12 protein-coding genes are annotated in these 13,472 nt (G+C 70.3%); 7 read left to right on the forward strand and 5 right to left on the reverse strand.

Features of this window, described 5'->3' with window-relative positions:
- The first annotated feature begins 52 nt into the window (after nucleotides 1-52).
- The gene (locus ITP53_RS07320; protein WP_328814231.1) at nucleotides 53-1,264 is read left to right on the forward strand and encodes a PP2C family protein-serine/threonine phosphatase; all 1,212 of its coding nucleotides are present in this window, start codon (nucleotides 53-55) and stop codon (nucleotides 1,262-1,264) included.
- Nucleotides 1,265-1,268: 4 nt separating this feature from the next.
- On the opposite strand, the gene ITP53_RS07325 is transcribed toward ITP53_RS07320, so the two are convergent.
- Complete coding sequence (locus tag ITP53_RS07325; protein ID WP_195894534.1) at nucleotides 1,269-3,095, reverse strand: ABC transporter ATP-binding protein; 1,827 nt, start codon at nucleotides 3,093-3,095, stop codon at nucleotides 1,269-1,271.
- Nucleotides 3,095-4,927: an ABC transporter ATP-binding protein gene (locus ITP53_RS07330; RefSeq protein ID WP_328814234.1), complete on the reverse strand. Its 1,833-nt coding sequence runs from the start codon at nucleotides 4,925-4,927 to the stop codon at nucleotides 3,095-3,097. Before ITP53_RS07330 ends, ITP53_RS07325 begins: the two co-directional genes overlap by 1 nt.
- A 204-nt stretch (nucleotides 4,928-5,131) precedes the next feature.
- Here ITP53_RS07330 and ITP53_RS07335 point away from each other — a divergent pair, with 204 nt between their 5' ends.
- Nucleotides 5,132-5,878 (forward strand): SDR family NAD(P)-dependent oxidoreductase, encoded by a 747-nt coding sequence (locus ITP53_RS07335; protein ID WP_195894535.1) that lies wholly within the window; start codon nucleotides 5,132-5,134, stop codon nucleotides 5,876-5,878.
- A 165-nt stretch (nucleotides 5,879-6,043) separates the two neighbouring features.
- Here the strand turns inward: ITP53_RS07335 and ITP53_RS07340 are convergent, their stop codons facing one another.
- Entirely contained in the window at nucleotides 6,044-6,925 is an 882-nt protein-coding gene (locus ITP53_RS07340) for an AraC family transcriptional regulator (RefSeq protein ID WP_328814236.1), read from the reverse strand.
- Here ITP53_RS07340 and ITP53_RS60135 point away from each other — a divergent pair.
- Both ITP53_RS60135 and ITP53_RS07350 read left to right on the forward strand, forming a co-directional pair.
- Nucleotides 6,876-7,217: a Rossmann-fold NAD(P)-binding domain-containing protein gene (locus ITP53_RS60135; RefSeq protein WP_328814238.1), complete on the forward strand. Its 342-nt coding sequence runs from the start codon at nucleotides 6,876-6,878 to the stop codon at nucleotides 7,215-7,217. The genes ITP53_RS07340 and ITP53_RS60135 overlap by 50 nt on opposite strands.
- Before the next feature lie 251 nt (nucleotides 7,218-7,468).
- Nucleotides 7,469-7,678, forward strand: coding sequence for a hypothetical protein (locus ITP53_RS07350; protein WP_195894537.1), 210 nt, complete (start codon nucleotides 7,469-7,471; stop codon nucleotides 7,676-7,678).
- Between the two features lie 27 nt (nucleotides 7,679-7,705).
- On the opposite strand, the gene ITP53_RS07355 is transcribed toward ITP53_RS07350, so the two are convergent.
- The gene (locus ITP53_RS07355; protein ID WP_195894538.1) at nucleotides 7,706-8,680 is read right to left on the reverse strand and encodes a trypsin-like serine peptidase; all 975 of its coding nucleotides are present in this window, start codon (nucleotides 8,678-8,680) and stop codon (nucleotides 7,706-7,708) included.
- Nucleotides 8,681-9,267: 587 nt separating this feature from the next.
- Here ITP53_RS07355 and ITP53_RS07360 point away from each other — a divergent pair.
- A complete protein-coding gene (locus tag ITP53_RS07360; RefSeq protein WP_195894539.1) occupies nucleotides 9,268-9,693 on the forward strand; it encodes a PPOX class F420-dependent oxidoreductase in 426 nt (141 codons plus the stop codon).
- A gap of 91 nt (nucleotides 9,694-9,784) precedes the next feature.
- Here the strand turns inward: ITP53_RS07360 and ITP53_RS07365 are convergent, their stop codons facing one another.
- Complete coding sequence (locus tag ITP53_RS07365; protein ID WP_195894540.1) at nucleotides 9,785-10,723, reverse strand: LysR family transcriptional regulator; 939 nt, start codon at nucleotides 10,721-10,723, stop codon at nucleotides 9,785-9,787.
- A gap of 94 nt (nucleotides 10,724-10,817) precedes the next feature.
- On the opposite strand from ITP53_RS07365, the gene ITP53_RS07370 reads away from it, so the two are divergent.
- Both ITP53_RS07370 and ITP53_RS07375 read left to right on the forward strand, forming a co-directional pair.
- Complete coding sequence (locus tag ITP53_RS07370) at nucleotides 10,818-11,648, forward strand: alpha/beta fold hydrolase (RefSeq protein WP_207755625.1); 831 nt, start codon at nucleotides 10,818-10,820, stop codon at nucleotides 11,646-11,648.
- Entirely contained in the window at nucleotides 11,645-13,138 is a 1,494-nt protein-coding gene (locus tag ITP53_RS07375; RefSeq protein WP_207755626.1) for an MFS transporter, read from the forward strand. Before ITP53_RS07370 ends, ITP53_RS07375 begins: the two co-directional genes overlap by 4 nt.
- Nucleotides 13,139-13,472: the final 334 nt, after the last annotated feature.

Consider the following 13,472-nt stretch of genomic DNA (forward strand, 5'->3'; position numbering starts at 1 on the left):
AACGGCCGCCCTGGGGGAGGCTCATGCGTGGATGCCTGGGTAGAAGAACCGCGTGGGGGAACAAGCGCAATCGGACGGTGAGCTGATGCTGGGCGGCCTGCTGGCCGCCAACCACCTGACGACCATGGAGGACATGCCGGGCGTGGTGGCGGAGTACGCCGCCCTGGCCGGGTTCTCCAAGGTCAGGATCTACGTGACCGACCTGCAGCGGTTGATCCTGACACCGCTGCCCGGCCAGTACGACGAGAGCGGCCGGCCGCTCGAACCGCTGCGGATCGACGCCACGCTGGCCGGTCGCGCCTACAGCACCGTGGAGATGGTACGCGCCCCCGACTCGGTGGGCGACCGGGTGTGGGTGCCGCTGCTGGACGGCACCGAGCGCGTCGGGGTGCTCGGGCTGACCATGTCCGAGCCCGGTGAGGTCGCCGAGTGGCGGGTCAAGCAGATGGCCTCGCTGGTCACGATGCTTCTGGTCGAGAAGCGGCTGAACAGCGACTCCTTCGCGCGGCTGGTCAGAGCCCGGCCGATGGCCCTGTCCGCCGAGGTGCTGATGAACCTGCTGCCGCCAGGGACGTTCGCCACCGAGGACGTGGTGGTCAGCGCCGCGCTCGAGCCCGCGTACGAGGTCGGCGGCGACTCCTACGACTACGCGATCGACGGCGACGTCCTGCACGTGTCGATCTTCGACGCCATGGGGCACGACGCGGCGGCCGGGGTGACCGCCACCATCGCCATGGGAGCGTGCCGCAACCACCGGATCGAGCAGGACGATCTGCCCATGACCGCCGAAGCCATCGACGCGGCGATCAGGGAGCAGTTCACCGGCAGGTTCAGCACCGGGATCCTGTCCGATCTGAACCTGCGCACCGGCTGGCTGAGCTGGGTGAACCGGGGGCATCATCCCCCGCTGGTGCTCAGGGACGGCCGATTGGCCGCCGTCCTGGAGAGCGAGCCCGATCCGCCGATGGGCTTCGGGCTGACCCCGTCCACCGGGCTGGTCCGCTACCAGTTGCAGCCCGGCGACCGGCTGGTCTTCTACACCGACGGGATCATCGAGGCGAAGAGCCCGGACGGGGAGCTGTTCGGGCTGGAACGCTTCATCGACTTCATCATCCGCCACGAGGCCGACGGGCTGACGGCTCCCGAGACGTTGCGCCGGCTGATCCAGGCCGTCCTCAGGCACCAGCGCGACCGGCTCCAGGACGACGCCACCGTGCTCATCGTGGAGTGGCACGGCCAGCGGCACGAACAACTCCTCCTTTGAACGGCTACGAATCACCCGCGACGGTGACGAACCCGGTGCCGGCCCGGTAGTTGGGCGACTGGTGCCGGAAGTAGGTGTTGTAGACCTCGCAGTAGCGGCCCCCGCGAGCCAGCAACGTCGCGTGGTCGCCCTCCTCCACGATCCGCCCGTGATCCAGCACGATGATCCGGTCGACGTGCTCGATCGTGGACAGCCGGTGTGCGATGACGATCGAGGTGCGTCCGGCCAGCACCACGTCGAGACCCTCCTGGATCTGGGCCTCGGTCAGCGGGTCCACGCTGGCCGTGGCCTCGTCGAGCACCACGATCGCCGGGTCCTGGATGAGCAGCCGGGCCAGCGCGACGAGTTGGCGCTGACCCATGGACAGGGCCCGGCCGTGCTCGCCCACGTCCGTCGCCAGGCCGTTCGGCAGGGCGTCGACCCAGTCGCCGCCGCCGACCGCCGCCGCGGCCGTGAGCACGTCCTCGTCGCTCGCGTCGGGTCTCGGGTAGCGGATGTTGTCGGCGACCGTGCCGCTGAACAGGAACGGGGCCTGCGGCACCGCGCCGATCTGCCTGCGGTAGCCGCCCAGCTCCAGGGTGCGGATGTCCCGGTCGTCGATCAGCAGGCGGCCTTCCTGGAACTCGTAGAACCGGGTGATCAGCTTGCTGAGCGTCGACTTGCCCGCGCCGGTGTGGCCGACGAGCGCCACGGTCTCGCCCGCCTCGATCAGCAGGGCGAAGTCGCGCAGCACCGGGTGGTCCGCGTCGTAGCCGAACGTGACGCCCTCGAACTCGATGCGGCCGGCCAGCCGCCCCGGCCGCAGGTCATCGGTCTGCACCACGCGGGGCGGCGCGTCGATCAGCGCGAAGACCCGCTCGGAGGCGGCCAGCCCCTGCTGGAACTGGGACCAGAAGGCGGCGATGGACGTCAGCGGGAACCAGAAGAGCGACACTCCCTGCAGGAACAGGAACCAGTCGCCGGCCGACAACCCGCCGGAGAGCGCCGCCGAGCCGCCCATCTGAACCAGCCCGACCGTGGCCAGGCCCGACACGAGGAACAGCACGGGGAAGATCGTGGAGAAGACGAACCCCTGCCGCAGCGTCACCTCGTAGCTCTGCCGGTTGATGGGCCGGAACTCGTCGTAGACCTGCCGCTCCTGGCGGAAGTTCTTCGCGACCGCGATGCCGCCCATGGTCTCCTGCAGGTTGGCGTTGACCCGGCTCAGCGAGCGTTGCGCCCGGCGGGTGCTGATCCTGGCCAGCCGACGGAAGAGCAGCGCGAGCCCCACCACGATCGGCACCACCAGCAGCGTCAGCAGGGCCAGCTCGACGCTGCGCATGAACAGCAGGACCGTGACGAACCCCACCATCAGCACCTGGCTGATCAGGTCCATCGTCAGCGTGGACACGGTGGCGAAGTCGTCGGTGTCGGAGGTCACCCGGCTGACGATCTTGCCGGACGGCGTCTCGTCGTAGAACGACAGGTCCCGTTCGAGCACGGCGTCGAACGCGTCCTCGCGCAGTTTGAGCACGACGTCGCCGGTGACCTTCGAGCTGTTGAGCTGGCGGACGAAGTTGAACACCCAGGAGAGCGCGCCGGCGGCCAGGATCCCGCCGGTGACCTGCCAGCCGACCTCGCCGATCGTGCCGTCCGCGATCGCGTCCACGCCGACGCTGCCCAGCAGCGGGATGACCGCCTGGCTCGCGGAGACCAGCACGATCATGCCCGCGACCAGGAACATCCGGCCCAGCTTCGGCCTGAAGTAGGACAGGATCCTGCGCAGCAGGTCGCGGTCGTTGTAGGTGCGGTCGTAGTCCTCGGCGTCGAGGCCGTCCATGATGAAGCCCATCAGCGCACCCCTCCCTGCTCACTCGCCATGACCTCGTCGGATGCCGCGTCGTCCAGCCCGGCCTCGTCGTAGTGGGCGAAGACCCGCCGGTAGAGGCGGCTGCGCGCGATCAGCTCGTCGTGCGTGCCGAAGTCGGCGACCTCGCCGCGTCTGAGCAGCAGCACCTTGTCCGCCCACCGGATCTGGGAGAGCCGATGGGTGATCAGCAGCGTGGTGCGGCCGTCGAGGATGCGGCCGATGGCCTGCTGGATCTTGTCCTCGGTGGCGGAGTCGATGGCACTGGTCGAGTCGTCGAGCACGAGGATCGCCGGATCGGTGAGCAGCGCCCGCGCGATGGCCAGCCGCTGCCGCTGACCCCCCGACAACGTGACGCCGCGCTCGCCGATGACGGTGTCGTAGCCCTCGTCCAGTTCGGCCACGAACTCCGCGGCCTGCGCGTCCTCGGCCGCCCGCACCACGGCCTCCCGGTCGGCGCGCTGGCCCAGGCTGAACGCGATGTTCTCGGCCACCGAGCGGGAGAAGAGCACGATGTCCTGCTCGATGGTGGAGATCTGGGAACGCAGCGAGTCGAGGTCCCACTCCCGCACGTCCACGCCGTCGACCAGGATGCGCCCGGACGTGACGTCGTAGATGCGCGGGACCAGCTTGGTCAGCGTGCTCTTGCCCGAGCCGGTCTCGCCGACGATCGCCACCGTCTCCCCCGGCCGCACGGTGAACGTGACCCCGCGCAGCGCCGGCTCCCCGTCCTTGTCGTAGCCGAACGTCACGTCCTCGAAGACGATCTCGCCGCTGATCGGCGCGGCATGGCCGTCGGCCGGCTGCTCGATCTCGCTCTCCGAGGTCATGATGCTGAGAATCCGGCGCGAGGAGACGATGCCGAGCTGGATCATCGAGAACGTGAAGATCGACATCTGCGTGGGGAAACCCAGCATGCCCATCAGGCCCATGAACGCCACCACCTCGCCGAGCGTGATCGCGCCCACGCCCTGGAGGTAGAGGGCGTGCCACAGCCCCCCGGCCATCGCGAACGCGAACAGCAGGGTGGGCAGGTAACGCGCCTGCACCAGGCCGTTGCGTACGAACGAGTCGCGGTAGCGCCGCGCGTCGGCCCTGAACCGCTGCCGCTCCTGCGCCTCCTGCGCGGTCACCTTGATCACCTCGATGCCCCGCACGGCCTGGTTGAGCCCCGCGTTGAGGTCGCCGAACTCCTCGCGCATCTGCGTGGCGACCGGGTTGAGCTGCCGCATGTAGTGCCGCAGCGCGATCACGAAGAGGATCCCGAAGACGACGGGGACCAGCAGCAGCCGCGGATCGATGAACGCCATGAAGACGAGCGGCACCAGCCCGGTGAGGCCGGAGTCCACGATCAGGTCGACACCCGGAGTGATCATGAACGACAGCTGCCGGATGTCGTTGGCGGCCCGCGCCATCAGGTCGCCGACCCGCTGCCGGTTGTGGAAGGTCTGGCTCTTGCCGAGCAGGCTCACGTAGAGCTCGTCGCGCGTGTCCCGCTCCAGCCGCTTGGCGAGCACCTCGCTGGACATCCTGGCGACGATGTCGAACAGCCCCCTGGCCGCCACGATCGCCAGCAGCGCCAGCGAGATCAGCCCGAGCGCGTCCATCGGCCGGCCGCGCTCGCCCAGGATGGCGTCGAAGGCGTCGCCGGTGAGTTGCGGAACCATGGCGTTGAGCACCGTCATGACCAGCGACCCGCCGAGGAAGCCGATCAGGTGGACCGGCTGCCGCCGCAGATGCGACCACAGCCAGCGCACCGGGCCGCGCCGGTTGAAGCGCGGGCCGGAGACGGAGAACTCCGAACTGCTGATGGTCACAGGCACAGCCCCCAGGCCCTGACTAGGCAGACGTCGAACCTGCTTTCTATCACCGCCCACCGACACTTTCCCAGCGCTTTTGCCGTGGGCCTGATAGGTGCCATAAGCCGCCGCTATGAGAGTTCCGGAAGTTCCCGGGTAGACGTGGCCTTACTCCCCTCGAACCGCATCAACCAGCGCGATCGAATATCAGGGGAGACGACAATGACCGGAGAGCTGACGGGGGCGGGCGCCCTGGTGACCGGATCAACCAGCGGCATCGGACGGGCGACGGCCCTCGCGCTGGCCCGGCTCGGTGCCCACGTGGTCGTCTCGGGCCGGGACGAGGCACGGGGCAAGGAGACGGTCGAGGACGTACGCGCGGCGGGCGGCCGGGCCACCTTCGTGGCGGCGGACCTGCGTGACGAGGCGTCCGCGCGGTCGCTGGCACGGCAGGCGAACGACGTGCTGGGGCAGGTGGACATCCTGGTGAACAACGCCGGGATCTACCCGTTCGGGCCCACGGCCGAGACGAGCGAGCAGGACTTCGACCGGGTCTTCGACGTCAACGTCAAGGCCCCGTACTTCCTGGTCGCCGAGCTCGCGCCGGCCATGGCCGAGCGCGGCGCCGGCGCGATCGTCAACGTGACGACGATGGCGGCCGAGTTCGGGGTGCCGGGGATGAGCCTGTACGGGTCGAGCAAGGCCGCGATGGTGCTGCTGACGAAGTCGTGGGCGGCGGAGTGGGGGCCGCGCGGCGTACGCGTCAACGCGGTCAGCCCAGGCCCGACGCGTACCGCGGGGACCTCCGGCATGGGCGACGACCTGGACACCCTCGCCCAGTCCGCCCCCGCAGGCCGCCCCGCGACACCGGAGGAGATCGCCGAGTCCATCGCCTTCCTGGCCTCACCACGAGCCAGCTACATCTACGGCACGACCCTCCACACGGACGGCGGCCGCACCGCCGTCTGACCACCGGTCCGGCCGACCAGAGGCCACCCCGACCGCAACAGGCTGAATTAATTCCTGACGAACGGCGGCGAGGTTGGTAGCCCCTTTGCCGGCCTGCGTACGGCGCGGCCGTGGCTTCTCCTGTTCGGCCGCGAGCTCGATCCCGAGGACGTTCTCGCATATCCGCTAAGACCGCACACGAGCCACGGGAGGAGGAGCGGGGATGGCAGGCAGCACGGTGCCCGGAGGCCGCAGGGGCGGGCCGGTCGGCCGCTCGGGAACGACCGTACCGGTGCGCCGGAACGCGCTCGGGCTGACGCCTCGGATCCGTTTGAACGCCGCGCTGAATGCGAACGCGTCGGAGTAGCCCACGGCGTGGGCGATCTCGGCGACGGTCGCCACCTCGCGCTCGGTCAGCAGGTCCGCCGCGAGCGTCATGCGCCAGCGGGTGAGGTAGGTCAGCGGCGGTTCGCCGACCAGGTCGGCGAACCGCTTCGCCAGTGTGGAACGCGACACCCCGGTCCGGTCGGCCAGCGAGGAGACCGTCCAGGGCGCCGCCGGTTCGGCGTGCAGCAGGCGCAGCGCGTCGCCGACCACCGGGTCCCGCTGGGCGGCGTACCAGGCCGGCGGCTCGCCGCCGGGCCGGTCGAAGTACTCGCGCACCGCGCAGACCAGCATCCAGTCCAGCAGCCGGTCCAGGACCACCTGCTGGCCCGGGGTGTCGGCGGCGACCTCGGCGGCGAGGTGGTCCAGTACGGCGTCGGCCCCGCCGCCGGAAGCCACGCGCAGCACGACGGGCAACGCGTCCAGCAGCCTGCGGCTGATCTCGCCGCGCACCGGGTAGGCGCCGACGATCAGCGTCGTCGCGCCGTCACCGGAGTCGCCGCAGCTGTCGTTCCAGCCGCGCCGGTGCCGGGTCCCGCCCTGCTCGGGCGTCGCGCAGTGCTCGCCGCACGCGATCGGTTCGGCCCGGGTGCCGACCTCGTCGACGAAGGTGAACGGTGCGGGGCCCCGCACGATGACCGTCTCGCCGGCGCGAAGCTGTTCGGGCGGGCGGTGCTCCGGCACGATCCAGCCCGCCCCGCCGAGGACCTTCGCCGAGGCCGTCGAGCTGATCTCCCGGGCGTCCGGGCTGCCCATCGCCTACAAGCAGGTCTCCCCCGCCGAGTACACCGCGGCGCTGGTCGCGGAGGGCTGGGGCGAGGACGACGCCCACCACGTCGCCGAAATGTTCGTGCTGATGGAGCGCGGGGTGACCGCCGAAACGACGGACGGTATCGCCACCGTGCTGGGGCGCGCCCCCCGAACCTTCGAGGACTACGTCGTGCGGGCCGCGGCAGCGGGAGCCTGGCGGCCATGACCCTCCGGCAGCCGGCCTGAGGCCGCACAAGACTCCGGCGGGCGGGAGCGCTGCGCGCTGGGGTCGGTTGCCGCCGCGCATCCGGTCCGTGCCGTCCGCCCGCCGGCGACATCGACCTGCCCAAGGCGTCCTTCCGGTCTCTGGCTCCGCAGCCTCCGGCCCACCAGAAGATTTCAACTCGGCACAGCGCCTGGTGGGTTGGCCTGGCCGGTTGCGCCTGCTGGTGTGACGTCGGAAGATGAGGTGAGGGAGTGAAGCTCATGTGGGCCAAGACGCACACCAGGATCGTGGCGGTGTCCCTCGCAGCCGTCGCGGCCGGTTTCGGGGCGTACCGGATGCTGGTCGCGCAGGCGGATTCCGAGTCCCCCGCGACGCCGGCCGTTCACGAGAACGACAAGCATCCCAGCGAGGTCGAGGAGTACTGGACCGAGGAGCGGATGCGGGACGCCACCGGAGGCTGAGCCTCCGGCGGCGTTCGCTCAGGCAGATTACTGATCCTTCACCGCGTTGTAGACGTTGACGGCGGCGTCGCCCAGATACGGGTCGCGCCACTCGTCGTTGTCGAAGTAGTGCCAGCTGTTGGCGCTGATGATGTAGCCCCAGCCACGCGTGAGCTGCAGGTCATAGAGCACCGGGCCACCGCTCGCGCCGTGGAACATGTCGCAGTGGAAGCCCATCCGGCTGTCGAGGAACGGCTGCCAGGTCGCGCCGGTGCAGTACCACAGGCGCTGCCCGTCCATCTCCGGCCGGTCGTCCGGTTCGGCGTCCTCCGGGTAGCCGAAGGCGTAGGCCTGGTAGTCGTGACTGCCGCTGTTGAAGTGGTAGCCCTGTGACCCCGTGATGTCCTGGACGTTGCCGCTGGCGTTCGGCGCCAGCGCGATCGCGCCGATGTCGTACGCCCAGTCTCCGTCCACGGTCCAGCCCTGCGGGGCCGCCGCGAGCTCCCAACCCCATGTGCCCAGCGAGCTGCCGGCGTCGAAGTCGGGCCTGAACATGAAGTTGGTGAACCAGCCCTGGTCGCCCCCGCCGTTCTCCCGGTGTACGCAGTGCCCGGCCGTCCAGATCGTGTTGCGGTTGTTGGCGCTGATCACCGACGCGGAACAGAACCGATCCGCGCCCTGGTCGTTGGTGTAGAAGAGCTTGCCGATCGACGTGGCCGGCATCACGCCGTGGCTGTTCCAGCGCTGCGCCTGGACGACGTTCAGCTTGGTGTCCCCGGGTGCCGGAGTGGGGGCCGGGGCCTTGGCCGGCCGGGTTCCTGGGGCGGAGACGGCGGGTAACTTGGACGCCGGCAATTCGCTGACCTTGCGCTCACCGTCCAGATCCGTGGGGCGCGTCGGCTTGGCCTCCTGTATGCGGGCCGGCGTCCAGTAGGCGGAGAGTTCCGCGGCGGACTGACCCGATTTCTCGGTGGTCGCCTGTGCCGGGTCCGCCGCGTTCGAGGTCGTCGTGGTGGCATGCACCGGACCGGCGGTCAGTGCCGCGGCGAGGGTCAGTGTGCCGAGGATGACAAGGGAACGTCTTCCTGCTCTCTTAAGATTTCTCCTGGAATGTTGAGTCACCGTGTGCGTCCTTCCTGTCCGAAACCACACCTCTGGCCAGCCGCGCCTCCCCGGGGCGACGTAGCGCAAGGGTCTTGGGAATTCGCCGATTACGGCGTGCCCCCGGACATGCCTTTACCGCTCGGCCATCGCTCATCCACATCAGCCTTTGATTGTCCGGTCTCCAGCCGGGTTGACCTGCGAGAACCTGCTCAAAAAGGCAGACTGAAACGAGCCTCTCCAACGCGAACCCACTCGATGAGCGGACGATCGAAAAGGCTCATACCTGACAGGTGTTTGCGGACGACCTATTAGCCGAGTTCTTACCCCCTGAGGGCCGTGGCACAGAGATACTCATTCAGCCCTTGTGCCGTCCCGTAAGGATGCGCACACTCACAATCGATTGTTGACGCGAACACGTCAAGCCTGTCAGGGGGAATTCTTGGAAGTACGTACTCGCCCGGCAGGTCGCTCGGCCCGAGATCGACATGGTGGCGTAGCGTGGCGGTATGGAACGAATGAGTGATGCCGAATGGCGGAAGTTCGTCTTGACGGGGACGCGTACCGGGAAGCTGGCGGTGACCCAGCCCAACGGCCTGCCGCACGTCACCCCGATCTGGTTCCTGCTCGATGAGGACGATGTGGTGTTCAACACCTCGGAGACCAGCCTCAAGGGCCAGGCCCTGCGCCACAATCCGCAGGCCGCGCTGTGCGTGGACGACCAGGAGCCGCCCTACTCGTACGTGCTCATCAAGGGCAACGCCACTCTCTCCCTCGACCAGGAGGAACTCCTGGCGTGGGCCATCGAGATCGGCAGGCGTTACATGGGCGACGACCGCGCCCAGGAGTTCGGCACCCGCAACGCGGTCCCGGGCGAGTATCTCGTACGACTCCACATCGACAACGTCATCGCCCAGCGCGCCATCGCCGAGTAAGGATCTACGGGCGACAGGAAGGCTACAGCGTACTCCCCCCGGCACCGCCCGCTTCGTCGAGGACGCCCGCGAGCGGGGCCGCGCGCAGCGCTCACTCAGGCTCTGTGAGCCGGAGCCGGTGATCGAGCGCGGCGCCGACGTCGGGGCAGTTCCGCCGGATGGTGTCGAGGAAGGCGCTCAGCACCGGAGAGTGATCCTTCGCGGCGAAGGACAGGACCAGGTCGGGCAGCGGCGTGCGCGGGGTCACCTCGCAGAACCACGTCCCCGGGCGCGGGGCCGCGAGCATGCGGGACGGGCCCAGGCCGACGCCCACCCCGGAGGCGGCCAGGCCGACGATCGTGTGGACGTCCCTGGCGACGGTCGCGCCGCCGAGGGCCGGGGAGTCCTTGCCCAGCAGAGCGCGCAGCGACGCGCCGACGGCGGGCTCGTCCTCGCCGGCCGAGACGATGAGCCGCTGCCGCCGCAACTGCGCCACGCTCACCGACGGCCGGCCCGCGTTCGGGTGCGCGGTGCTCATGACGGCGACCAGGTGATCGTGCCCGATCGGGACGGACACGAGGTGTTCAGCCCCGGCGCCCCTCGGCGGGCCGAGGGTGATCGCCACGTCCAGCTCACCGGCGAGCAGTGCGGCGGTGCTGCGGCTGGTCGCCATCTCTTGTAGTTCGAGCCGTACGTCGGGCCGCTCCCGTCCGAACCGGCGCAGGACGCCGGGCAAGGGGTCGAGCAGCGCCGAGGCGATGAAACCCAGGCGCAGCCGGCCTGTCTCGCCGCGCGCGGCCCGGCCCGCGTCCAGCACGGCCGCCGCGATCTCGTCGAGCGCCCGCCGCGCCCGTGCCAGGAACGCCTCCCCCGCCGCCGTCGGGAACACGCCCTGGCGGGTGCGGTCGAACAACGGGGCCCCGACCTCGCGCTCGAGGTCGGCGATCTGCTTGGACAACGGAGGCTGCGCGATCCCCAGCGCGCCGGCCGCCCGGCCGAAGTGCTCGTGCTCGGCGAGGGCGAGCGCGTAACGCAGGTGTCGAGCCTCCATCACCGGTCTCCCCGCAATATCCCAGAAGTATCGTCATCCAGCTTGCCATATCTCACAGTGGATAACGCCACGGTCATCGAGTGGGATGAACGACATGAACAGCACTGTTTTCGTCTTCGTCCACGGCGCCTGGCACAGCTCCGGACAGTGGGCCGCGACCCAGCGCGCGCTCGCCGGGCTCGGCGCCGCCGGCGTGGCCGTCGACCTGCCCGGGCACGGCTTCGGCGCGCCCCTGCCCACCGGATACCTGCTGCCCGGCCAGCCCGGCCTGCTGACCGAGAAGTCGCAGCTCGCCACCGTGACCATGGACGAGTGCGCCGAGGCCGTCGTGGGCACGCTGCGCCAGGTCCGCCGCTACCGCACGGTCGTGCTCGTCGCGCACAGCGCGGGCGGCGGTCCCATGTCGCTGGCCGCGGAGAAGGCACCCGAGCTTGTGGACAGGATGGTGTACCTGAGCGCGTTCGTCCCCGCCGGACGGCCGCGGTTCTTCGACTATCTCGGCTCCCCGGAGAACGCGACCGCGCTGGGGCAGGGCCTCAACCTCGGCGACCCCGAGGCGCTGGGCGCCGTACGGATCAACCCGCTCTCGGCGGACCCCGCCTACGTCGAAGAGCTGCGACAGACCCACTACCACGACACGCCCCTGGACCAGTTCGATCGCTGGCGCTCCGTGCTCAGCCCCGACCTGCCGCTGGCGATCCCGACGACCCCGGTCACCCTGACCGCGGAGCGGTGGGGACGCATCCCGCGGACCTTCCTGCGTTGCGCCGACGACCGGGCGCTGGCACCCGCCGCGCAGGATCTGATGATCGCCGAAGCCGACGACGCCTTCCCCGGCAACCCGTTCACCGTGCGCAGCCTGCCGGGCAGCCACAGCCCGTTCGCCGCCCGGCCGGGCGAGCTGGCCGCGGCCCTCCTCTCGTGAGCGGCGGGCGGTTCACGCTGCCGGTGGTGCTGAGCGCGACCTTCGTCCAACTGCTCAACGTCACCGTCGCGCAGGTCGCCGCCCCGTCGATGCAGGCCGGCCTGGGCGCCGGGCCCGGCGCGGTGCAACTCATCCTCGCCGGGTACACCCTGGCCTACGCGTGCCTTCTCATCACGGCGGCCCGGTTGGGCGACCGGTACGGCTACCGCCGGCTGTTCGTGGCAGGCACCGTGGTCTTCGCCGTCGGGTCGGTGGCCTGCGCCGCCGCCCCGGACGCGACCTGGCTGATCGCGGCCCGGCTGGTCCAGGGGGCGGGCAGCGGCCTCGTCGCCCCGCAGGTCCTCTCGATCATCCAGGTCGCCGTCCCGGCGGAGCGGCGGGCGCGTGCCATGGGCCTGTACGGCGCCACGATGGGGGTGGCGTCGCTGTCCGGGCCGCTGGTCGGCGGGCTGCTCGTCGGCGCCGACCTGTTCGGGCTCGGCTGGCGGCCGGTGTTCCTGGTGACGGTGCCGGTGGCGCTCGTCTCGCTGGCGGGGGCGGCCGTGCTGCCCCGTGCGCGGGGCGCGGGCGGACAGCGGGTGGACGGCGTGGGCGCGGTGCTGACCACGGTGGGGTTCGGCGCGCTGGTCCTGCCGCTGGCGCTGGGGCGGGAGGCGGGCTGGCCCTGGTGGACGTGGGCCGGTCTCGCCGTCGCCGTAGCCGTGCTCGGCTGCTTCGCCGCGACCCTTCCGCGCCGGCCGGATCCGCTGATCCACCCGTCGGTGTGGCGTGACCGGACGGCGCGGTGGGGGGTGGTGCTGGTGTTCGTGTTCAACGCGGGCGTTCCGTCGTTCACGTACCTGTTGTTCCTGCACCTGCAGGCCGCCCTCGGCTACCCGGCCGTCGCCGCCGCGCTGATGTCGGCGCCGTTCGCCGCCGCGGCCGTCCTGGGCAGTCGCGTCGCGCCCGCTCTCTCCCATCGGCACGGGGAGACGGTGCTCACGGTCGCGTCGCTGGTGCTGGCGGGGATGGCCCTGGCACTCGGGCTCCTTGTCCAGAGCGCGGCCGGGCGCTGGGCGGCGGTCCCGGTGCTGGCGGTCGGCGGTGCGGCGTTCGGCTCCTTCACGGCGTCGGTGTTCGCGCTGGTGCTGGCGAAGGCGGACGGGGCCGCGGCGGGGTCGGTGTCCGGGCTGCTGCCCACGGCCCAGCAGCTCGGCGGGTCGATCGGGGTGGCCGCGGCCGGACTGGCCTACTTCGCGTCCCCCGGCGGCGCGTTCTGGCACGCGATGATCTACGAGGCCGCGGTCTTCGTCGTCGCCGCGTTGATCAGCCTCCGGCTACGCGGACAGCCGCTTGTAGAAGCAGCCGCGGTCGCGCAGGGTGCCGTCCGGGGAGGCGACGTAGCTGGGGACGACGCCGTAGCGGGTCCAGCTTGGTACGGCTCGCGCCTTTCCCGGAAGGCGCGGACCGTACGTCATGCAAGCAGAGCAGGCGCCAGGCGTTCCAGTTGATCGACGAGGCTCTCCAGGTCCGCGTCGCCGACCATATACATGGACCCTCAGGTGATGCGGTCGTGTGAGGGCAGGCACGGTCTTCTCTGATTATTTGGCGTCTCATGATCCCCAAGGTCGTGCCTGCTCGCTTACCCGCCCCACTACGTCACCGTCACACCAGAGAACCGGACATCACGCCGCTCAACGCCGCGTTGCCGAGGCCCGCCGTTCGAGGACCTCGATGACAGCGCCTCCTGGGGCTAATGCTGGGGATTCTCCCGAGCGCTCCCGTCCGGCCTTGATGGAGCAGTGGGCGTCACAAAATCTGTTGGACAACGCGCACACCCCACGA

Origin of the sequence: Nonomuraea cypriaca, from assembly GCF_015645445.1 — a bacterium.
In the GTDB taxonomy this organism is placed as follows: Bacteria; Actinomycetota; Actinomycetes; order Streptosporangiales; family Streptosporangiaceae; genus Nonomuraea; species Nonomuraea cypriaca.

Excerpts from the sequence above, each read along its gene's own strand:
- ITP53_RS07370 (WP_207755625.1), top strand. The coding sequence starts at position 10,818 with ATGAACAGCACTGTTTTCGTCTTCGTCCACGGCGCCTGGCACAGCTCC.
- ITP53_RS07335 (WP_195894535.1), top strand. The coding sequence starts at position 5,132 with ATGACCGGAGAGCTGACGGGGGCGGGCGCCCTGGTGACCGGATCAACC.
- ITP53_RS07360 (WP_195894539.1), top strand. The coding sequence starts at position 9,268 with ATGGAACGAATGAGTGATGCCGAATGGCGGAAGTTCGTCTTGACGGGG.
- ITP53_RS07365 (WP_195894540.1), bottom strand. The coding sequence starts at position 10,723 with ATGGAGGCTCGACACCTGCGTTACGCGCTCGCCCTCGCCGAGCACGAG.
- ITP53_RS60135 (WP_328814238.1), top strand. The coding sequence starts at position 6,876 with ATGACCGTCTCGCCGGCGCGAAGCTGTTCGGGCGGGCGGTGCTCCGGC.
- ITP53_RS07325 (WP_195894534.1), bottom strand. The coding sequence starts at position 3,095 with ATGGGCTTCATCATGGACGGCCTCGACGCCGAGGACTACGACCGCACC.